The sequence below is a fragment of the Streptomyces roseofulvus genome, from assembly GCF_039534915.1.
GTDB classification, from domain to species: Bacteria; Actinomycetota; Actinomycetes; order Streptomycetales; family Streptomycetaceae; genus Streptomyces; species Streptomyces roseofulvus.
Genome location: NZ_BAAAWE010000001.1, coordinates 3,256,580 through 3,277,234, shown reverse-complemented (window position 1 = coordinate 3,277,234; position 20,655 = coordinate 3,256,580). Strand labels below are relative to the sequence as shown.

General features: G+C 68.0%; 10 protein-coding genes, 3 rRNA genes and 1 pseudogene. 11 read left to right on the top strand and 3 right to left on the bottom strand.

The window, feature by feature from the left end; genetic code table 11:
• Positions 1 to 40: 40 nt before the first annotated feature.
• The 4 genes from ABFY03_RS15025 to rrf all read left to right on the top strand — a co-directional run bounded on the left by ABFY03_RS15025 (position 41) and on the right by rrf (position 6,320).
• Positions 41 to 658: a hypothetical protein gene (locus ABFY03_RS15025; protein WP_319007334.1), complete on the top strand. Its 618-nt coding sequence runs from the start codon at positions 41 to 43 to the stop codon at positions 656 to 658.
• Positions 659 to 1,202: 544 nt separating this feature from the next.
• A 16S ribosomal RNA gene (locus tag ABFY03_RS15020) occupies positions 1,203 to 2,728 on the top strand.
• Between the two features lie 282 nt (positions 2,729 to 3,010).
• Positions 3,011 to 6,131 (top strand): 23S ribosomal RNA (locus ABFY03_RS15015).
• 72 nt (positions 6,132 to 6,203) lie between these two features.
• Positions 6,204 to 6,320: ribosomal RNA gene (rrf, locus tag ABFY03_RS15010) — 5S ribosomal RNA — on the top strand.
• The 16S, 23S and 5S rRNA genes sit together here, the layout of an rRNA operon.
• Positions 6,321 to 6,602: 282 nt before the next feature.
• Here rrf and ABFY03_RS15005 read toward each other — a convergent pair.
• Entirely contained in the window at positions 6,603 to 7,757 is a 1,155-nt protein-coding gene (locus tag ABFY03_RS15005) for a DUF7847 domain-containing protein (protein WP_319009414.1), read from the bottom strand.
• A 356-nt stretch (positions 7,758 to 8,113) separates the two neighbouring features.
• Between ABFY03_RS15005 and mtrA the strand changes: the two genes are divergently transcribed.
• From mtrA to ABFY03_RS14975, 6 genes and pseudogenes are all read left to right on the top strand, one after another.
• A complete protein-coding gene (mtrA, locus tag ABFY03_RS15000) occupies positions 8,114 to 8,791 on the top strand; it encodes a two-component system response regulator MtrA (protein WP_030498730.1) in 678 nt (225 codons plus the stop codon).
• 1 nt (position 8,792) lies between these two features.
• On the top strand, positions 8,793 to 10,793 hold the full coding sequence (gene mtrB, locus ABFY03_RS14995) for an MtrAB system histidine kinase MtrB (protein WP_319009413.1): 2,001 nt from the start codon (positions 8,793 to 8,795) through the stop codon (positions 10,791 to 10,793).
• Complete coding sequence (locus ABFY03_RS14990; protein WP_386723708.1) at positions 10,783 to 12,654, top strand: LpqB family beta-propeller domain-containing protein; 1,872 nt, start codon at positions 10,783 to 10,785, stop codon at positions 12,652 to 12,654. Before mtrB ends, ABFY03_RS14990 begins: the two co-directional genes overlap by 11 nt.
• Positions 12,655 to 12,929: 275 nt before the next feature.
• Positions 12,930 to 13,721, top strand: coding sequence for a ComF family protein (locus ABFY03_RS14985; protein WP_346170105.1), 792 nt, complete (start codon positions 12,930 to 12,932; stop codon positions 13,719 to 13,721).
• A gap of 293 nt (positions 13,722 to 14,014) precedes the next feature.
• Positions 14,015 to 14,701, top strand: a complete 687-nt coding sequence (hpf, locus tag ABFY03_RS14980; RefSeq protein WP_031008345.1) for a ribosome hibernation-promoting factor, HPF/YfiA family — start codon at positions 14,015 to 14,017, stop codon at positions 14,699 to 14,701.
• Positions 14,702 to 15,002: 301 nt separating this feature from the next.
• Positions 15,003 to 15,668 (top strand): annotated as a pseudogene (locus ABFY03_RS14975) (response regulator); the annotation flags it as partial.
• Positions 15,669 to 15,764: 96 nt separating this feature from the next.
• Here the strand turns inward: ABFY03_RS14975 and ABFY03_RS14970 are convergent.
• Both ABFY03_RS14970 and ABFY03_RS14965 read right to left on the bottom strand, forming a co-directional pair.
• Positions 15,765 to 16,955: a winged helix-turn-helix domain-containing protein gene (locus ABFY03_RS14970; RefSeq protein ID WP_346170104.1), complete on the bottom strand. Its 1,191-nt coding sequence runs from the start codon at positions 16,953 to 16,955 to the stop codon at positions 15,765 to 15,767.
• A 9-nt stretch (positions 16,956 to 16,964) separates the two neighbouring features.
• Positions 16,965 to 17,606, bottom strand: coding sequence for a GNAT family N-acetyltransferase (locus tag ABFY03_RS14965; protein ID WP_319009409.1), 642 nt, complete (start codon positions 17,604 to 17,606; stop codon positions 16,965 to 16,967).
• Between the two features lie 239 nt (positions 17,607 to 17,845).
• On the opposite strand from ABFY03_RS14965, the gene secA reads away from it, so the two are divergent.
• A complete protein-coding gene (secA, locus tag ABFY03_RS14960) occupies positions 17,846 to 20,650 on the top strand; it encodes a preprotein translocase subunit SecA (RefSeq protein WP_319009408.1) in 2,805 nt (934 codons plus the stop codon).
• Positions 20,651 to 20,655 lie beyond the last annotated feature (5 nt).

Below are 20,655 nucleotides of genomic sequence, written 5' to 3'. Positions count from 1 at the left end.
CGGGGGCCTGCCCCGTCCCCCACCACCCGAGGACCACGCGATGCCCCGCGGCCGCTACTCGCTCCACGACCCCCACGACCACACCCCCCTCGGCGAGGAGCACTTCCACTGCGCCCCCGGCCCCTCCGGCTGGCGCTACGTCTCCCAGCTCACCACCCCGGCCGGTGACCACCGTGGCTCCGTCGACCTGGCCGTCGACGAACTCGGCCGCCCCATCCGCCTGGAGCTCCACGCGCAGAGCTGGCAGGTCCGCGGCGCCGCCCTCGACGGCGTCACCTGGGTCCGCACCGACCCGACCGGCACCCATGCCACCGAGGGCAACGTCCGCGCCCACGCCTTCACCGGTACGTCCCCGGCGTTCCTGATCGCCCTGACCCGGCTGCTGCGCCTCACCCCCGGCGCCCCCGAGACCCGCGTCCGCCTGGTCGCCTTCACCGACCCGGTCCTCGCCCCCCTCACCGTCGACCAGTCGTGGGCCCTGCTGGGGAGCGAGACGCACCCCTCCGACGAGGGCGGCCTGATCGTGGACGAGTACCAGGTCAGCACCCTGGACACCGGGGAGCGCCACACCGTCCACATCGCCGGCGACGTGGTCCTCGCCGCCCCCGGCATCGAGCTGGAGGACCTCGACACCCCACCCTCCGTCTTCCCCGCCTGAGCACCCCCTCGCGCCGATGTGCGTCCGGCCCCGCGGAGCTGGTACTGTCCTCCGGTGCCCGAAAAAACCGTTGACACGGTGGACGCGGGGAGGTAGATTCAGATGGTTGCCTGGAGCTGGACAGCTCGGCAGCAATCAACTAGAGTCTGACTCACTCCCGATTCTTTATCGCGAATCACGAAAAGCCGCCGATTAGGTAGCTCGAAATGATTCTGATAAAGTCGGAAAGCGCCGGAAGGCCCCGAGAAAAACAAATCGGGACCGGAAAGCACCGAGGAAATCGGATCGGAAAGATCTGATAGAGTCGGAAACGAAGGAAGCGCCCGGAGGGCCTGGAAACAGGAACGAAGGAAGCGTCCGCACCTTGAGAACTCAACAGCGTGCCAAAAATCAACGCCAGATTAGTTGATACCCCGTCCAGCCGGTTTCGGTTGGTCGAGGTTCCTTTGAAACAAAACACAGCGAGGACGCTGTGGACGGTCGGTCTTATTCCGACCTGACCGTCCCGCTCAACGCGAGTGTTGAACCCGATCACGGGTACACATTCACGGAGAGTTTGATCCTGGCTCAGGACGAACGCTGGCGGCGTGCTTAACACATGCAAGTCGAACGATGAAGCCCTTCGGGGTGGATTAGTGGCGAACGGGTGAGTAACACGTGGGCAATCTGCCCTTCACTCTGGGACAAGCCCTGGAAACGGGGTCTAATACCGGATACGAGACGGGGAGGCATCTCCTCGTCTGGAAAGCTCCGGCGGTGAAGGATGAGCCCGCGGCCTATCAGCTTGTTGGTGGGGTAATGGCCTACCAAGGCGACGACGGGTAGCCGGCCTGAGAGGGCGACCGGCCACACTGGGACTGAGACACGGCCCAGACTCCTACGGGAGGCAGCAGTGGGGAATATTGCACAATGGGCGAAAGCCTGATGCAGCGACGCCGCGTGAGGGATGACGGCCTTCGGGTTGTAAACCTCTTTCAGCAGGGAAGAAGCGAAAGTGACGGTACCTGCAGAAGAAGCGCCGGCTAACTACGTGCCAGCAGCCGCGGTAATACGTAGGGCGCAAGCGTTGTCCGGAATTATTGGGCGTAAAGAGCTCGTAGGCGGCTTGTCACGTCGGGTGTGAAAGCCCGGGGCTTAACCCCGGGTCTGCATCCGATACGGGCAGGCTAGAGTGTGGTAGGGGAGATCGGAATTCCTGGTGTAGCGGTGAAATGCGCAGATATCAGGAGGAACACCGGTGGCGAAGGCGGATCTCTGGGCCATTACTGACGCTGAGGAGCGAAAGCGTGGGGAGCGAACAGGATTAGATACCCTGGTAGTCCACGCCGTAAACGTTGGGAACTAGGTGTTGGCGACATTCCACGTCGTCGGTGCCGCAGCTAACGCATTAAGTTCCCCGCCTGGGGAGTACGGCCGCAAGGCTAAAACTCAAAGGAATTGACGGGGGCCCGCACAAGCAGCGGAGCATGTGGCTTAATTCGACGCAACGCGAAGAACCTTACCAAGGCTTGACATATACCGGAAACATCCAGAGATGGGTGCCCCCTTGTGGTCGGTATACAGGTGGTGCATGGCTGTCGTCAGCTCGTGTCGTGAGATGTTGGGTTAAGTCCCGCAACGAGCGCAACCCTTGTCCTGTGTTGCCAGCATGCCCTTCGGGGTGATGGGGACTCACAGGAGACCGCCGGGGTCAACTCGGAGGAAGGTGGGGACGACGTCAAGTCATCATGCCCCTTATGTCTTGGGCTGCACACGTGCTACAATGGCCGGTACAAAGAGCTGCGATGCCGTGAGGCGGAGCGAATCTCAAAAAGCCGGTCTCAGTTCGGATTGGGGTCTGCAACTCGACCCCATGAAGTCGGAGTTGCTAGTAATCGCAGATCAGCATTGCTGCGGTGAATACGTTCCCGGGCCTTGTACACACCGCCCGTCACGTCACGAAAGTCGGTAACACCCGAAGCCGGTGGCCCAACCCCTTGTGGGAGGGAGCTGTCGAAGGTGGGACCAGCGATTGGGACGAAGTCGTAACAAGGTAGCCGTACCGGAAGGTGCGGCTGGATCACCTCCTTTCTAAGGAGCACAGTACCGATTGCAGGCAAACGTTCTGCACGGTCAGCTCATGGGTGGAACGTTGATTATTGGATGCGAGTGACCTGAAGGTCTCCAAGTACTGCTTCGGCGTGGAACGGATGACACGGACGGCGCTCGCATCTGGCACGTTGTTGGGTATCTGAGGGTACGGCCGCAAGGTTGTATCTTCGCGATGCCGGCCCCAGTAAAGCTCTGCTTCGGCAGGGTCTGATGGGTGGCTGGTCGTTGCTTGAGAACTACACAGTGGACGCGAGCATCTGTGGCCAAGTTTTTAAGGGCGCACGGTGGATGCCTTGGCACCAGGAACCGATGAAGGACGTGGGAGGCCGCGATAGTCCCCGGGGAGTCGTCAACCAGGCTTTGATCCGGGGGTTTCCGAATGGGGAAACCCGGCAGTCGTCATGGGCTGTCACCCACTGCTGAACACATAGGCAGTGTGGAGGGAACGAGGGGAAGTGAAACATCTCAGTACCCTCAGGAAGAGAAAACAACCGTGATTCCGGGAGTAGTGGCGAGCGAAACCGGATGAGGCCAAACCGTATGCGTGTGATACCCGGCAGGGGTTGCGCATGCGGGGTTGTGGGATCTCTCTTCTGTCGTCTGCCGGCGACAGGACGAGTCAAAAACCGTTGATGTAGTCGAAGGACATGCGAAAGGTCCGGCGTAGAGGGTAAGACCCCCGTAGACGAAACGTCAGCGGCTCGTTTGAGAGACACCCAAGTAGCACGGGGCCCGAGAAATCCCGTGTGAATCTGGCGGGACCACCCGCTAAGCCTAAATATTCCCTGGTGACCGATAGCGGATAGTACCGTGAGGGAATGGTGAAAAGTACCGCGGGAGCGGAGTGAAATAGTACCTGAAACCGTGTGCCTACAAGCCGTGGGAGCGTCGGACACAAGCTTGCTTGTGTCTCGTGACTGCGTGCCTTTTGAAGAATGAGCCTGCGAGTTTGCGGTGTGTTGCGAGGTTAACCCGTGTGGGGAAGCCGTAGCGAAAGCGAGTCCGAACAGGGCGTTTCAGTAGCACGCTCAAGACCCGAAGCGGAGTGATCTAGCCATGGGCAGGTTGAAGCGGAGGTAAGACTTCGTGGAGGACCGAACCCACCAGGGTTGAAAACCTGGGGGATGACCTGTGGTTAGGGGTGAAAGGCCAATCAAACTCCGTGATAGCTGGTTCTCCCCGAAATGCATTTAGGTGCAGCGTCGTGTGTTTCTTGCCGGAGGTAGAGCACTGGATAGGCGATGGGCCCTACCGGGTTACTGACCTTAGCCAAACTCCGAATGCCGGTAAGTGAGAGCACGGCAGTGAGACTGTGGGGGATAAGCTCCATGGTCGAGAGGGAAACAGCCCAGAGCATCGACTAAGGCCCCTAAGCGTACGCTAAGTGGGAAAGGATGTGGAGTCGCAGAGACAACCAGGAGGTTGGCTTAGAAGCAGCCACCCTTGAAAGAGTGCGTAATAGCTCACTGGTCAAGTGATTCCGCGCCGACAATGTAGCGGGGCTCAAGCGTACCGCCGAAGTCGTGTCATTGCAGCATGAGGGCCAACGCCCGCTGTGATGGGTAGGGGAGCGTCGTGTGCCGGGTGAAGCAGCCGCGGAAGCGAGTTGTGGACGGTTCACGAGTGAGAATGCAGGCATGAGTAGCGATACACACGTGAGAAACGTGTGCGCCGATTGACTAAGGGTTCCTGGGTCAAGCTGATCTGCCCAGGGTAAGTCGGGACCTAAGGCGAGGCCGACAGGCGTAGTCGATGGACAACCGGTTGATATTCCGGTACCCGCTTTGAAACGCCCAATATCGAGCCCATTAATGCTAAGCCCGTGAAGCCGTTCCGGACCCTTCGGGGAAAGGAAAGTGGTGGAGCCGGCGAACCAAGGTGGTAGTAGGTAAGCGATGGGGTGACGCAGGAAGGTAGTCCAGCCCGGGCGGTGGTTGTCCCGGGGTAAGGGTGTAGGGCGTGTGATAGGCAAATCCGTCACACATTAAGCCTGAGACCTGATGCCGAGCCGATTGTGGTGAAGTGGATGATCCTATGCTGTCGAGAAAAGCCTCTAGCGAGTTTCATGGCGGCCCGTACCCTAAACCGACTCAGGTGGTCAGGTAGAGAATACCGAGGCGTTCGGGTGAACTATGGTTAAGGAACTCGGCAAAATGCCCCCGTAACTTCGGGAGAAGGGGGGCCACGCCTGGTGATGAGTCTTGCACTCTGAGCTGGGGGTGGCCGCAGAGACCAGCGAGAAGCGACTGTTTACTAAAAACACAGGTCCGTGCGAAGCCGTAAGGCGATGTATACGGACTGACGCCTGCCCGGTGCTGGAACGTTAAGGGGACCGGTTAGTGACCTTTCGGGGTTGCGAAGCTGAGAACTTAAGCGCCAGTAAACGGCGGTGGTAACTATAACCATCCTAAGGTAGCGAAATTCCTTGTCGGGTAAGTTCCGACCTGCACGAATGGCGTAACGACTTCTCGACTGTCTCAACCATAGGCCCGGTGAAATTGCACTACGAGTAAAGATGCTCGTTTCGCGCAGCAGGACGGAAAGACCCCGGGACCTTTACTACAGTTTGATATTGGTGTTCGGTTCGGCTTGTGTAGGATAGGTGGGAGACTTTGAAGCAGCCACGCCAGTGGTTGTGGAGTCGCCGTTGAAATACCACTCTGGTCGTGCTGGATGTCTAACCTGGGTCCGTGATCCGGATCAGGGACAGTGTCTGATGGGTAGTTTAACTGGGGCGGTTGCCTCCCAAAGGGTAACGGAGGCGCCCAAAGGTTCCCTCAGCCTGGTTGGCAATCAGGTGTTGAGTGTAAGTGCACAAGGGAGCTTGACTGTGAGACCGACGGGTCGAGCAGGGACGAAAGTCGGGACTAGTGATCCGGCGGTGGCTTGTGGAAGCGCCGTCGCTCAACGGATAAAAGGTACCCCGGGGATAACAGGCTGATCTTCCCCAAGAGTCCATATCGACGGGATGGTTTGGCACCTCGATGTCGGCTCGTCGCATCCTGGGGCTGGAGTCGGTCCCAAGGGTTGGGCTGTTCGCCCATTAAAGCGGTACGCGAGCTGGGTTTAGAACGTCGTGAGACAGTTCGGTCCCTATCCGCTGTGCGCGTAGGAATATTGAGAAGGGCTGTCCCTAGTACGAGAGGACCGGGACGGACGAACCTCTGGTGTGCCAGTTGTCCTGCCAAGGGCATGGCTGGTTGGCTACGTTCGGGAGGGATAACCGCTGAAAGCATCTAAGCGGGAAGCCTGCTTCGAGATGAGTATTCCCACCTCCTTGAGAGGGTAAGGCTCCCAGTAGACGACTGGGTTGATAGGCCGGATGTGGAAGCCCAGTAATGGGTGGAGCTGACCGGTACTAATAGGCCGAGGGCTTGTCCTCAGTTGCTCGCGTCCACTGTGTTAGTTCTGAAGTAACGAACTCCCATGCCGGTTGAGTTCAACTTCATAGTGTTTCGGTGGTCATAGCGTTAGGGAAACGCCCGGTTACATTCCGAACCCGGAAGCTAAGCCTTTCAGCGCCGATGGTACTGCAGGGGGGACCCTGTGGGAGAGTAGGACGCCGCCGAACAATCATTGTGGGAAAGCCCCGCACCTTCTGGTGCGGGGCTTTTCTGCGTTCCAGGGATTTCCAGGGGAGGGGTGCGGCCCGGCCGGTAAGGCCCTGGGCGGGCTTCAGCGCCTGTGTCGGGTCCCGGCGGGGTTGCCCATCAGAGGCGTACTCGCGGGGGCGTACGCGGGCGGCAACGGCCTTTCCTGTGCCTGCCTGCTTGAGGGCTTGGACCGGGGGGAAAGAGAACAGCTCCCGTCCCCCCTCGCGTGGGGGACGGGAGCCGGGGGAAGAGGCCGGCTGTCAGTCGGTCTGGGCGGCCTTGATGAGTTCCAGGTCCAGGGCCTCGCGGCGGATGCGCTGATCCACGTAGAGGAGGACCGTGACGGCGGCCGCGACGGGGTACGTCAGGGCGCTGCTGGCGATGCCGCCGACGGCCATGACGATGAGGTACGTCCAGCTGAGGTCGGAGCCCGAGGGGGCGGCGTCGAGAGTGAAGGCGATTGCGGTGAACGGGATCGTCAGGACCATCGTGAAGATCATGATGAGGAGCTGGGTCAGCAGCGTGATGCCGAAGACCCGCCACCAGACGCCGTTGACCAGCTTCGCGGAGCGCTTCAGTGCCGGGACGATGCCCTGCCGCTCCAGCATCAGGGCCGGAGAGGCCAGGCTGAAGCGGATCAGCAGCCAGATGATGGCGACGAACGCGGCCGTGCCGCCCAGGAAGGCGAGCGTCGCACCGCCGGCGCCGCCCAGCAGCAGGCCGGGGAGCATCGCCACGAAGGCGAGGGCGCCCGCGCCCAGCGGCACGGCCAGGGAGAGGAGCAGGAGCTGGGGGAGTCGGGGGCTCGCCTCGCGCCACGCCTCCGAGAGCGTCACCGGCCGGCCCAGGACGGCGCGGCTGACGACGACCGTGAGCAGCGCGCTGATGAAGACCGAGGCGCCCACGGAGACCAGCATCGTCGGGGCCAGCTCGCTGAGGGAGGCCCGGAGGTACGCGGAGAGCGCCTCCAGTTGTTCCGCCGGGGTGGCGTCCGTGTGGAGGGTGGGCGGCTTCGTGGCGAGGTAGCGCTGGACGAAGACGAGGGCGGTCTGGGTGACCACGGCCACGGGGACCGTGACGGCCAGCACCGTCCGCCAGTAGCGGCGGAGGATCGCCACCGAGGCCTCGAGGATCTCGCCGACGCCCAGCGGGCGGAGCGGGATCACGCCCGGCTTCGGGGCCGGCGGGGCTCCGTGGCCGCGGTGCGGCGGCGTACCCCAGGCCCGGCCGGGGGCCGGCGGCCGGGGGCGCCCCGGGGTCGGGGTGGTCCACTGGCCGGCGGGCGGCTGCTCCTTCGACCACTGGGGAGCGGATGCGGTCTGCTCCGGCGGGGCGGACGGCCCGGGGATCGCGGGGCCGTCCTGGCCGTCGGAGGGGGCGGATCCGGGCGGGTTCCAGCCCGGAGAGTCGTTCACGGTCGTCCACCTCGGCGGATTGGGTCGCGGTGCCGGTCGGCGAACCGGCTCGGTCACGGCGGCCGTCCAGGGGAGGGCGGCGGGCCGGTTGTCATCGTGTCATGAGGGGCCCCGCCGTGGACCGGGCCGGAACTGCTTCTCGTACAGGAGGACGAAGGTTGTTCCGGAACGTGGGCGTTCGGCCCCGCGCGGGGTACGGTTCTGGGCGACCGCGGGGGCACGGGGGTGACAGTCGTTACTGGCGGCGGGGCGCGCGGACACACGGAGTCAGGGGGCTCCTCCGAGGCGTCTTCGCAGGTCAGTGAGGTATCTCACCAGCCGCCTTGAGACTGATACGGAAATGGGATGATGTCGATATGAAGGGACGCGTTCTCGTCGTCGACGACGACACCGCACTGGCCGAGATGCTCGGGATCGTGCTCAAGGGTGAAGGGTTCGAGCCGTCGTTCGTCGCGGACGGCGACAAGGCTCTCGCCGCATTCCGGGAGGCCAAGCCGGACCTGGTGCTGCTGGACCTCATGCTGCCCGGACGGGACGGCATCGAGGTGTGCCGGCTCATCAGGGCCGAGTCGGGCGTGCCGATCGTGATGCTGACGGCCAAGAGCGACACCGTCGACGTCGTCGTGGGGCTGGAGTCCGGCGCCGACGACTACATCGTCAAGCCGTTCAAGCCGAAGGAGCTCGTCGCCCGCATCCGGGCGCGGCTGCGGCGCTCCGAGGAGCCCGCGCCGGAGCAGCTGACCATCGGTGACCTCGTCATAGACGTGGCCGGGCACTCCGTGAAGCGGGACGGGCAGTCGATCGCGCTGACGCCGCTGGAGTTCGACCTCCTCGTGGCGCTGGCCCGCAAGCCGTGGCAGGTGTTCACCCGCGAGGTGCTCCTGGAGCAGGTCTGGGGCTACCGGCACGCGGCCGACACCCGGCTGGTGAACGTGCACGTCCAGCGGCTGCGCTCGAAGGTCGAGAAGGACCCGGAGCGCCCCGAGATCGTGGTGACCGTCCGCGGTGTCGGCTACAAGGCGGGACCGAGCTGATATGAGCGAGGGCAGTGCTGCTCCGGAGTCCCGGGACCCCGGGGGTCGTACGGGGCGGGCTGCCGGACCGGGGCGGGGGGGCTCGCGTTCCGGCCGCCTGACGCGCGGTGAACGGCTCCTCCAGGACGGGACGCCGGGGGGCAGGGTCTTCCGGATCGTCGCCCGGCTGGTGCGTCGGCCGCTGCTTCCGGCCGTACGGCTGTGGCGGCGGAACATCCAGCTGCGGGTCGTCGCGGGCACCCTCCTGATGTCCCTCGGCGTGGTGCTGCTGCTGGGCCTGGTCGTCATCGGGCAGGTCCGCAACGGTCTGCTCGACACCAAGGAGAAGGCCGCCCAGATCCAGGCCGCCGGCGGGTTCTCCGCCGCGCAGGACCGGGCGGCGACCACGCCGCCCGCGCCCGGCCAGGACGGCGTGCGGGCCGGTTCCTCGGTGAACTGGCGCTCCACGCTCGTGGAGCAGCTGGCCAGCGGTGGCCAGAACGCGTTCAACGTGGTGGCGCTGTCGCTGGACTCCAGCGACACGGCGAGCCGCGGCGCCCGCGCCTCCGGAGAGGTCGACCCGGCGCGGTCCGTTCCCGGCGATCTGCGGCACTCGGTGGCGCAGGGCAACACGCCGTTCCAGAAGTTCGGGCGGATCCACTACACCAGCGACAAGCCGTCCGAGCCGGGGCTCGTGATCGGCAAGCGGCTCAACGACGCCGAGGGCAAGCAGTACGAGCTCTATTACCTCTTCCCGCTCACCCAGGAAGAGGACTCCCTCGACCTGGTGAAGACCACCCTGGCGACCGCCGGGCTGTTCGTGGTGGTGCTGCTCGGGGCGATCGCCTGGTTCGTGGTGCGGCAGGTCGTCACGCCGGTGCGGATGGCGGCCGGGATCGCCGAGCGGCTCTCCGCCGGGCGGCTCCAGGAGCGGATGAAGGTCACCGGCGAGGACGACATCGCGCGGCTCGGCGAGGCCTTCAACAAGATGGCGTCCAACCTCCAGCTCAAGATCCAGCAGCTGGAGGAGCTGTCGCGGATGCAGCGGCGGTTCGTCTCCGACGTCTCGCACGAGCTGCGGACGCCGCTGACGACCGTGCGGATGGCGGCCGACGTCATCCACGAGGCCCGGGTCGACTTCGACCCGGTGACCGCGCGCTCCGCGGAACTCCTCGGCGACCAGCTCGACCGCTTCGAGTCGCTGCTCTCCGATCTGCTGGAGATCAGTCGCTTCGACGCGGGTGCCGCCGCCCTGGAGGCCGAGCCGATCGATCTGCGGCAGGTGGTGCGCCGGGTCATCGGCGGGGCCGAGCCGCTGGCCGAGCGGAAGGGCACGCGGATCGTCGTCGTCGGCGACGAGCAGCCCGTGGTGGCCGAGGCGGACGCCCGCCGGGTCGAGCGGGTGCTGCGGAACCTGGTCGTCAACGCCGTGGAGCACGGCGAGGGCCGGGACGTCGTGGTGAAGCTGGCCGCGGCCGGCGGGGCCGTCGCCGTCGCCGTACGCGACTACGGCGTCGGTCTGAAGCCGGGTGAGGCCACGCGGGTCTTCAACCGGTTCTGGCGGGCCGACCCGGCACGCGCGCGTACCACCGGCGGTACGGGTCTCGGCCTGTCGATCGCCGTCGAGGACGCGCGGCTGCACGGCGGCTGGCTGCAGGCCTGGGGCGAGCCGGGTGGCGGCTCGCAGTTCCGGCTGACCCTGCCGCGGACGGCGGACGAGCCGCTGCGGGGGTCGCCGATACCGCTGGAGCCCGAAGACTCGCGGCGCAACCGGGAGCAGGCCGCCGCGGGGCGGGCGCAGGAGAACGGCCGGACCGCGTCCGTGCCGGCCCAGCCGGGCGGGGAGCGGCCTCCGCTGCCCGTGCCGCCGCGGATCCCGGCGCCGCCGACGGCGGTGGACCCGGCGGCGCTGCCCGGCAGCGGTGCGCGGGTGGTCGCCCGGACGGCGGCGGACACGGAGCACGGGCACGGCAGGGGCACGGCGGGGAACGCGGAGCGGGAGGACGGCACACGTGAGCGCTGACGCGCGACGGCGGGCGGGGCGGGGACGGAGCGGACGGACGCTGGTGCTCGCCGCCTGCGGCGGGCTCCTGGCGACGGGCTGCGCCACCATGCCGGACAGCGGTGAGGTCCAGCCGGTGCGGGGGGCGAACCCGGGGGACTCGCAGGTGCGGGTCTACGCGGTGGCGCCCCGGGAGAACGCGAACCCGGACGACATCGTCGACGGCTTCCTGGAGGCCATGACCAGTGACGACCCCGGTTTCTCGACCGCCCGCAAGTACCTGACCGCGCGGGCCGCCAAGAGCTGGAAGCCGGAGCAGAGCATCACCGTGCTCTCGACCGCGCCCGACCGGGAGCCCGCCGACCGCGGCGCGGACCCCGAGATCCAGGGCCGCGCCTATCCGATCTCCGGCCGGATGATCGCGACCGTGGACGCCCGGCACGCGTACCGGGCGAACAGCCCGGTGGAGTACGCGCAGGCCATCCACGTCGTGGAGGAGACCGCCCCCAACGGCAAGGACAAGGAGTGGCGGATCGACAGCCTGCCGCCCGGTCTCGTCCTGGGCGAGGCCGACTTCCTGCGGAACTACCGCTCGGTGAACAAGTACTACTTCGCGTCCGGCGAGGACTGGCTGGTCGCGGACCCCGTCTACATCCGGCAGCGGCAGGATCCGGTCACCCGGATGGACCCGGTGACGCAGACCGTGAAGGCGCTCCTGGAGGGGCCGACGCACTGGCTGCGGCCGGCTGTCGACTCGCCCTTCCCGTCCGGCACGGAGCTGCGGAAGGGCGTCACGACGCTGACCACGGACGACCAGTCCACGCTCAAGGTGCCGCTCAACGTGAAGGCCGACCGGTTCGGCGGCGAGGTGTGCCGGCGGCTGGCGGCGCAGCTGCTCGTGACGCTCGGGGACCTGCCCTCCGTACGGGTCGACCAGGTGGAGCTCCAGGACGTCACCGGGGGCGCCGTGTGCCGGCTCGGGAAGGGGCAGGCGGCCGACTTCGAGGTGGTCAGGGACACCGAGCAGGACGAGACGCCGTACTTCGTCGACGACGACGGGCGGATGATGGCGCTCGACCCCGGTGGCAAGGACGTGGTGCCGCCCGAGGCGGTGCCGGGGCCGCTGGGCAGGGGCGTGGTGCGGCTCGGCTCGGTCGCCGTGGCCCGGGACGGGGCGCGGGCGGCCGGAGTGTCCAAGGACGGCGCCTCGCTCCACGTCGCGTCGATCGCCGCCGACCAGGAACAGCTTCCGGCGGTGTTCAGGAGTTCGGCCGCGGCGGGCGCGGCGCACGAGGACCGGCTGTCGCAGCCCAGCTGGGACGGGCGGGGCGACCTGTGGGTCGCCGACCGGGCCAAGGGCCACCAGCGGCTGGTGGTCGTGCCCGACGGCACCGGCAAGTGGATCGAGGTCCGCACGCCGTGGCTGACGGAGGACACCCGGGTGGAGTCGCTGCGGGTGTCGGCGGACGGGGTGCGGATCGCGCTCCTCATCACCCGGGAGGGGCGGACCACCCTCCAGATCGGCCGGATCGAGCGGGAGAACGGCGCGGACGAGCAGGTCGTGTCCGTGGAGGACCTCCAGGCGGCCGCGCCGCGCATGGAGTCGGTGTCGTCCGTCTCGTGGGCCGGGCCGAGCCGGCTCGTCGTGGTGGGCCGGGAGGCCGGCGGCGTGCAGCAGATCCGCTACCTCCAGACCGACGGCTCGACCTCGGCGAGCTCGGTGCTGCCGGGGCTCAACGGGGTGCTGGGCGTGGCCGCGCCGTACAAGGAGACGGAGCCGCTGATCGCCGCCTCCGGCAACGACGGGATCGTGCGGCTGATGCCGGGGGCCAACTGGCAGCCGGTGGTGAAGTCGGGGACGGGGCCGGTCTACCCGGGGTAGGGCTGCCGGTCGGGGTCTCGGAGGGGCATCCGGGCGGGCTGCGTGGCGTTCCTCCGGGCGGGCTGCCTGGCCGGGCCTCCGGGTGGGCTCTCGGCGGGTCTTCCGCGGGCTCATGGGCGGGCTTACGGCCGGGCTCATGGGCGGGCTTATGGATCGGCTTGTGGCCGGGCACATGGGCGGGCTTGCGGCCGGGCTCATGGGCGGGCTCACGGGTTGTCCACAGGGTGTTGTCCACAGGGGTGGCGGGCGGTGCCGGGGGTGGTCACAGTGGAGTCATGCGGGGCTGGTGGCGCGAGATCTCCGGGCTGGTGCTGCCCGGTGCCTGCGAGGGCTGCGGGGTGCCTCGTACCGGGCTGTGCGCGGGGTGCGCGGGCGCGCTGGCCGGGGGAGGGGGCCGGGTGCGTCCCGTGCCGGAGCCGGCGGGGCTGCCGGTGGTGCACGCCGCCGTGCCGTACGAGGGGGCGGTACGCGAGCTGCTGATCGCCCACAAGGAGCGCGGCGCGCTGGGGCTCGCCGGGGCGCTGGGCAGGGCCCTCGCGCGGGCCGTGGAGGCCGCCGTGGGCGGCGCGCGGGAGCGACCGCTGCTGCTGGTGCCGGTGCCGTCCTCGCGGCGCTCGGTGCGGGCGCGGGGGCACGATCCGACGCGGCGGGTGGCGCTGGCCGCGGCCGGGCGGCTGCGGCGGGCGGGGGCGTCCGCGCGGGTGGTACCGGTGCTGCGGCAGCGGCGGGCCGTGGCGGACCAGGCGGGTCTCGGGGCGCGCGGCCGGTGGGCGAACGTGGCCGGGGCGCTGGAGGTGGTGCCGGGCGGCGGGAGGCTCCTGGCGGCCGGTCGGGTGGTCCTCGTGGACGACCTGATGACGACGGGCGCGACGCTCGCGGAGGCGGCGCGGGCCCTCGGGGCCGTACACCGTCCGTTCACTTCGGGAGCGGCGGGAAGATCCCCCCGGGATTCCACGCAGCACGAATTCGAACAGCGGGTGGCGGCTGTGATCGCATCATCTCCCGCTTCGTTCGAAATAAACCGGAACTCCTCAGAAACTTGGATCGTTGCAGGTGGTGAGAGGTGAAAGCCACCGAATGGAGGTAAGTCGCGGTAGCGGGTGCCGACACCCGTCCGAAGGGGCTATGTTCGGTTGTGAGGAAGGGCGAATGCCCGGACTCGTCGCATACATGGTTGCGCCTACAGGACAGGAGTTCAGGGCGAATTAACCTCTCGTCGATGGGGTGGCGATCTTGTCGGCTGGGGAGGAGGAGGTCGAAGTCGCCAAGTCCGAGCTCCGGTGAAACCGCCGGGGCTGGTGCAAAGGGAGATGCCCGTCGGCCTAGGAGCCGGGCGGGCGATCCGGGAACGGAGTTCTGCGTGGACATCGTCGTCAAGGGCCGCAAGACAGAGGTGCCCGAGCGGTTCCGCAAGCACGTGGCCGAGAAGCTGAAGCTGGAGAAGATCCAGAAGCTCGACGGCAAGGTGATCAGCCTCGACGTCGAGGTGTCCAAGGAGCCCAACCCGCGGCAGGCCGACCGGTCCGACCGCGTGGAGATCACCCTCCACTCCCGAGGCCCGGTCATCCGGGCGGAAGCGTCGGCCGGCGACCCGTACGCGGCCCTCGACCTGGCCAGCGACAAGCTGGAGGCCAGGCTTCGCAAGCAGCACGACAAGCGTTACACCCGCCGGGGCAGCGGGCGGCTCTCCGCGGCGGAGGTCGCCGACGTCGTCCCCGGCGTCGCCCAGCTGAACGGGCAGGGCGAGCTCGTCGCCGACGAGACCGGCGGCGAGGTTCCCACCACGATGATGGGTTCGATCGAGGTCCGGGGCGAGGGCCCGCTGGTGGTCCGCGAGAAGACCCACAAGGCCGCCGCGATGGGGCTCGACCAGGCCCTCTACGAGATGGAGCTGGTCGGGCACGACTTCTACCTCTTCGTCGACGCCGAGACCAAGCAGCCCAGCGTCGTCTACCGGCGCCACGCCTACGACTACGGCGTCATCCATCTGGAGAACGACCCGCTCGCCGAGAACAGCGGCGGAGCGGGCGGCGCGCTCGGCGGCTGACCCGTCGAACGGTCGACCGACCGGCCCTTCCGGTGCCCCTGGAGCGCTTCGCGCGCCCCCCAGGGGCACCCCTGTGCGCCCGGGGGGACACCCCGGGAGGGCCGGGGCATGAAATCATGGCGAGCACGCCAACCGGTGCTTCCCGGGCAGTGGTTGGAGGACCGGAAACGAATTCAGGCCACGGCCTTCAGGGGGAGGAACGATGGCAGACAGCTTCGGCCCGGTGCTGAGCGGGCACGAGCGCGGCGCGCTCGCCCATGAGGGTGCTCCGGAAGGATCGGAATCGGCCAACGAGGTCTATCGCAAGGAGCCGATCCGGGTCCTCGTCGTGGACGACCACGCGCTTTTCCGGCGCGGGCTGGAGATCGTCCTCGCGCAGGAGGAGGACATCCAGGTCGTCGGAGAGGCGGGCGACGGGGCCGAGGCGGTCGACAAGGCGGCGGACCTGCTGCCCGACATCGTCCTGATGGACGTGCGGATGCCGCGGCGCGGCGGCATCGAGGCGTGCACCTCCATCAAGGAGGTCGCCCCCAGCGCGAAGATCATCATGCTGACGATCAGCGACGAGGAGGCGGACCTCTACGACGCGATCAAGGCGGGGGCCACCGGCTACCTGCTCAAGGAGATCTCCACCGACGAGGTCGCGACCGCGATCCGCGCGGTGGCGGACGGGCAGTCGCAGATCAGCCCGTCGATGGCGTCGAAGCTCCTCACCGAGTTCAAGTCGATGATCCAGCGCACCGACGAGCGCCGCCTGGTCCCCGCGCCCCGGCTCACCGACCGCGAGCTGGAAGTTCTCAAACTCGTCGCGACCGGCATGAACAACCGGGACATCGCCAAGGAGCTCTTCATCTCCGAGAACACGGTGAAGAACCATGTGCGGAACATCCTGGAGAAGCTCCAGCTCCACTCCCGCATGGAGGCCGTGGTGTACGCCATGCGGGAGAAGATCCTGGAGATCCGCTGAGGCTCCGCCGCGGGACGCCCCTGCTGGGGGTCCGGGGGTCGTCCCCCGGGAGGTGCGGCGCCATGCGGGAGAAGATCCTGGAGATCCGCTGAGGCGCTAGGCGTCCAGGGCCTTGACCAGCTGCGGGGTCAGCTCCGGGGGGTCCAGGCGTTCGACGCGGACCGTGTCGCAGCCGACCCAGGCGCTGGCCTCGCGGAGGGCCTGGGCGACCGCGGGGACCACCTTCGGGCCGTCCAGGGAGACCTGCTTGGCGACCAGGGTGCGGCCCTCGCGCGCCGGGTCCACGCGGCCGACCAGCCGGCCGCCGGAGAGCACCGGCATCGCGAAGTAGCCGTGCACCCGCTTCGGCTTCGGGACGTACGCCTCCAGCCGGTGCGTGAAGCCGAAGATCCGCTCGGTGCGCGCCCGCTCCCAGATCAGCGAGTCGAACGGGGAGAGCAGCGTCGTGCGGTGCCGGCCGCGCGGCTCCGTGGCCAGCGCCGCCGGGTCCGCCCAGGCGGGCTTCCCCCAGCCCTCCACCGTCACCGGCACCAGTCCCGAGTCCGCCACCACCGCGTCGAACTGCTCCGCCTTCAGCCGGTGGTAGTCGGCGATGTCCGCGCGCGTGCCGACGCCCAGCGCCTCGCCCGCCTGCCGGACCAGGCGCCGCACGCACTCCGTGTCGTCCAGGTCGTCGTGGCGCAGCTGCTCCGGGATGGCGCGCTCCGCCAGGTCGTACACCCGCTTCCAGCCGCGCCGCTCGGTGACGACGACCTCGCCGTACATCAGCGCCCGCTCGACCGCGATCTTGGTGTCGGACCAGTCCCACCACTCGCCCTTGTTCTTGGCGCCGCCGAGCTCCGTCGCCGTCCGCGGGCCCTCCGCCCGCAGCTGGTCGATCACCTTGGCGTAGGAGCCGTCGGACAGCTCGTGGTGCCACTGCGGGCGGTCGCGGTAGGCGCGGCGGCGGAAGGCGAAGAGCGGCCACTCCTCGACCGGCAGGATGCAGGCGGCGTGCGACCAGTACTCGAAGGCGTGCCCTTCCGACCAGTACGCCTCCTCCACCGCGGTCCGGCCGACGGCGCCGAGCCGGGCGTACGGGATCAGTTCGTGCGAGCGGGCCAGCACGGAGATGGTGTCCAGCTGGACCTGGCCGAGGTGACGGAGTACGCCCCGGACCCCGCCCCGGCGGTCCGGGGCCCCGAGGAAGCCCTGGGCGCGCAGGGCGATCCGGCGGGCCTCGGTGGCGGAGAGCGCGGCGACGGGCTGGGGAGCGGGCTGCGGGGCGGTCTTCGGCACGGTCGTCATGCGGAAACCCTAGGCCCCCGGACCGACAGTGCCGGAGTCCCCGGGGAGGGCCGACGCACGGGGGTCCACGGCGGGCGGGGCCTCGCGCGGCGGCAGGTACGGGACGGGGCTGGGCAGGCCGAAGTCGGAGGGGAGCAGCGAGCCGACCCAGGCGTCCCGGAGGGTGCCCTTGTGCAGCAGGCCGGCCCGCTGGACGCCCTCCACGGTGAAGCCGACCCGCTCGGCCACCGCGCGCGAGCCGGTGTTGCCGATCTCCGCGCGCCAGATCAGCCGGACGCAGCCGAGGCCGGTGAAGGCCCAGTGGGCGACGGTCCGCACCGCCTCCGCCATGTAGCCCTGGCCGCGCCGCTCGGGCGCCAGCCAGAAGCCGACCTCCCAGACGCCGCCGCCGCGGGCGTGCAGGCCGATGGCGGCGAAAAGGGGGCCGCCGTCCCGCGGCTCGACGGCGAAGGCGTAGTCGGAGTCGTCGCGCCAGCCGTCCGGGACCAGCCGGTTCAGGAAGAAGACGGCGTCCTCGCGGGTGTACGGGTCCGGGACGGTCGTCCAGCGGCGGATGGCGGGGTCCTGGCAGTGGGCGTGGACGATGTCCTCGTCCTCGGGGACGAAGGCGCGCAGCCGGAGGCGGTCGCTGGTGAGCGTGATGGGATCCATGCCCGGATTGTGGGGACCCGGCCGGGCGGAAGCGAACACTTTTCGGATGGGGCGGCACCTTCCGACCGCCTCGGGCGTTCTCTTTGCGGGCGGACGTGCGGCGGCGGCCCTGCGGGCCTCCCTCCGTGAGGGTGGTCTCGCTTACGATGGCCGTTGCGGTGGGGACCACCTGCCGTGCCCGCGCTCGCGTCCGTGACAAGACCCAGTGCCAGGCCCGACCGGCAAGGAGACCAGCCTCAGTGTCCGTCTTCAACAAGCTCATGCGTGCAGGCGAAGGCAAGATCCTGCGCAAACTGCACCGCATCGCGGACCAGGTCAACTCCATCGAAGAGGACTTCGTCAACCTCTCCGACGCCGACCTGCGGGCCCTCACCGAGGAGTACAAGCAGCGGTACGCCGACGGCGAGAGCCTCGACGACCTGCTGCCCGAGGCGTTCGCCACCGTCCGCGAGGCGGCCAAGCGCGTCCTCGGCCAGCGTCACTACGACGTCCAGATCATGGGCGGCGCCGCGCTGCACCTCGGCTACGTCGCCGAGATGAAGACCGGTGAGGGCAAGACCCTCGTCGGCACGCTCCCGGCGTACCTGAACGCGCTGTCCGGCAAGGGCGTGCACCTGATCACGGTCAACGACTACCTGGCCGAGCGCGACTCCGAGCTGATGGGCCGGGTCCACAAGTTCCTCGGCCTGACCGTCGGCTGCATCCTCGCCAACATGACGCCGGCGCAGCGCCGTGAGCAGTACGCCTGCGACATCACGTACGGCACGAACAACGAGTTCGGCTTCGACTACCTGCGCGACAACATGGCGTGGTCGAAGGACGAGCTGGTCCAGCGCGGCCACAACTACGCGTGCGTGGACGAGGTCGACTCGATCCTCGTCGACGAGGCCCGTACGCCGCTGATCATCTCCGGCCCGGCCGACCAGGCCACCAAGTGGTACGGCGACTTCGCGAAGCTGGTCACCCGCCTCACCAAGGGCGAGCCCGGCAACCCGCTGAAGGGCATCGAGGAGACCGGCGACTACGAGGTCGACGAGAAGAAGCGCACGGTCGGCATCCACGAGGCCGGTGTCGCCAAGGTCGAGGACTGGCTCGGCATCGACAACCTCTACGAGTCGGTCAACACCCCGCTCGTCGGCTACCTGAACAACGCCATCAAGGCGAAGGAACTGTTCAAGAAGGACAAGGACTACGTCGTCATCGACGGCGAGGTCATGATCGTCGACGAGCACACCGGCCGTATCCTCGCCGGCCGCCGTTACAACGAGGGCATGCACCAGGCCATCGAGGCCAAGGAGGGCGTGCAGATCAAGGACGAGAACCAGACGCTCGCCACGATCACCCTCCAGAACTTCTTCCGCCTCTACGACAAGCTGTCCGGCATGACCGGTACGGCGATGACCGAGGCGGCCGAGTTCCACCAGATCTACAAGCTCGGTGTCGTCCCGATCCCGACGAACAAGCCGATGCAGCGCAAGGACCAGTCCGACCTGATCTACCGGACCGAGGTCGCCAAGTTCGCCGCCGTCGTCGACGACATCGTCGAGAAGCACGAGAAGGGCCAGCCGGTCCTCGTCGGCACCACGTCCGTCGAGAAGTCCGAGTACCTCTCGCAGCAGCTCTCCAAGCGCGGTGTGCCGCACGAGGTGCTGAACGCCAAGCACCACGAGCGCGAGGCCAGCATCGTCGCCCAGGCCGGCCGCCGCGGCGCCGTCACCGTCGCCACCAACATGGCCGGCCGCGGTACCGACATCAAGCTCGGCGGCAACCCGGACGACCTCGCCGAGGCCGAGCTGCGGCAGGCGGGTCTGGACCCGGTCGAGCACGTCGAGGAGTGGGCCGCGGCCCTCCCCGCCGCCATGGAGCGCGCCGAGAAGGCCGTGAAGGCGGAGTTCGAGGAGGTCAAGGAGCTGGGCGGGCTGTACGTGCTCGGCACCGAGCGCCACGAGTCGCGGCGTATCGACAACCAGCTGCGCGGTCGTTCCGGCCGTCAGGGCGACCCGGGCGAGTCCCGCTTCTACCTGTCGCTCGGCGACGACCTGATGCGGCTGTTCAAGGCGCAGATGGTCGAGCGCGTGATGGCCATGGCCAACGTGCCGGACGACGTGCCGATCGAGAACAAGATGGTCACCCGGGCCATCGCCTCCGCCCAGTCGCAGGTGGAGACGCAGAACTTCGAGACGCGCAAGAACGTCCTGAAGTACGACGAGGTCCTCAACCGGCAGCGCGAGGTCATCTACGGCGAGCGCCGCCGCGTCCTGGAGGGCGAGGACCTGCACGAGCAGATCCGCCACTTCATGGACGACACCATCGACGACTACATCCGCCAGGAGACCGCCGAGGGCTTCGCGGAGGAGTGGGACCTGGACCGGCTGTGGGGCGCCTTCAAGCAGCTCTACCCGGTGAAGGTCACCATCGAGGAGCTGGAGGACGCGGCGGGCGACCGCGCGGGCATCACCGCGGAGTTCATCGCCGAGTCCATCAAGGACGACATCCACGCCCAGTACGAGGCGCGCGAGGCGCAGCTCGGCTCCGAGATCATGCGCGAGCTGGAGCGCCGGGTCGTCCTCTCGGTCCTCGACCGCAAGTGGCGCGAGCACCTCTACGAGATGGACTACCTCCAGGAGGGCATCGGCCTGCGCGCGATGGCGCAGAAGGACCCGCTGGTCGAGTACCAGCGCGAGGGCTTCGACATGTTCACCGCGATGATGGAGGGCATCAAGGAGGAGTCCGTCGGCTACCTGTTCAACCTGGAGGTCCAGGTCGAGCAGCAGGTCGAGGAGGTCCCGGTGCAGGCCGGAGCGCCGTCCCTGGACAAGGGCGAGGCCGTCCCGGCGGGCGGGCGCCCGGAGATCCGCGCGAAGGGGCTCGACGCCCCGCAGCGGCCGGACCGGCTGCACTTCTCCGCGCCGTCGGTGGACGGCGACGGCGGTGTCGTCGAGGGCGACTTCGCCTCGGACGACCTGGACGCGGGCGACGGAATGACGCGGGCGGAGCGCCGCAAGGCGCAGAAGAACGCGGGCGGGCGTCGCCGCAAGAAGTGACGGCC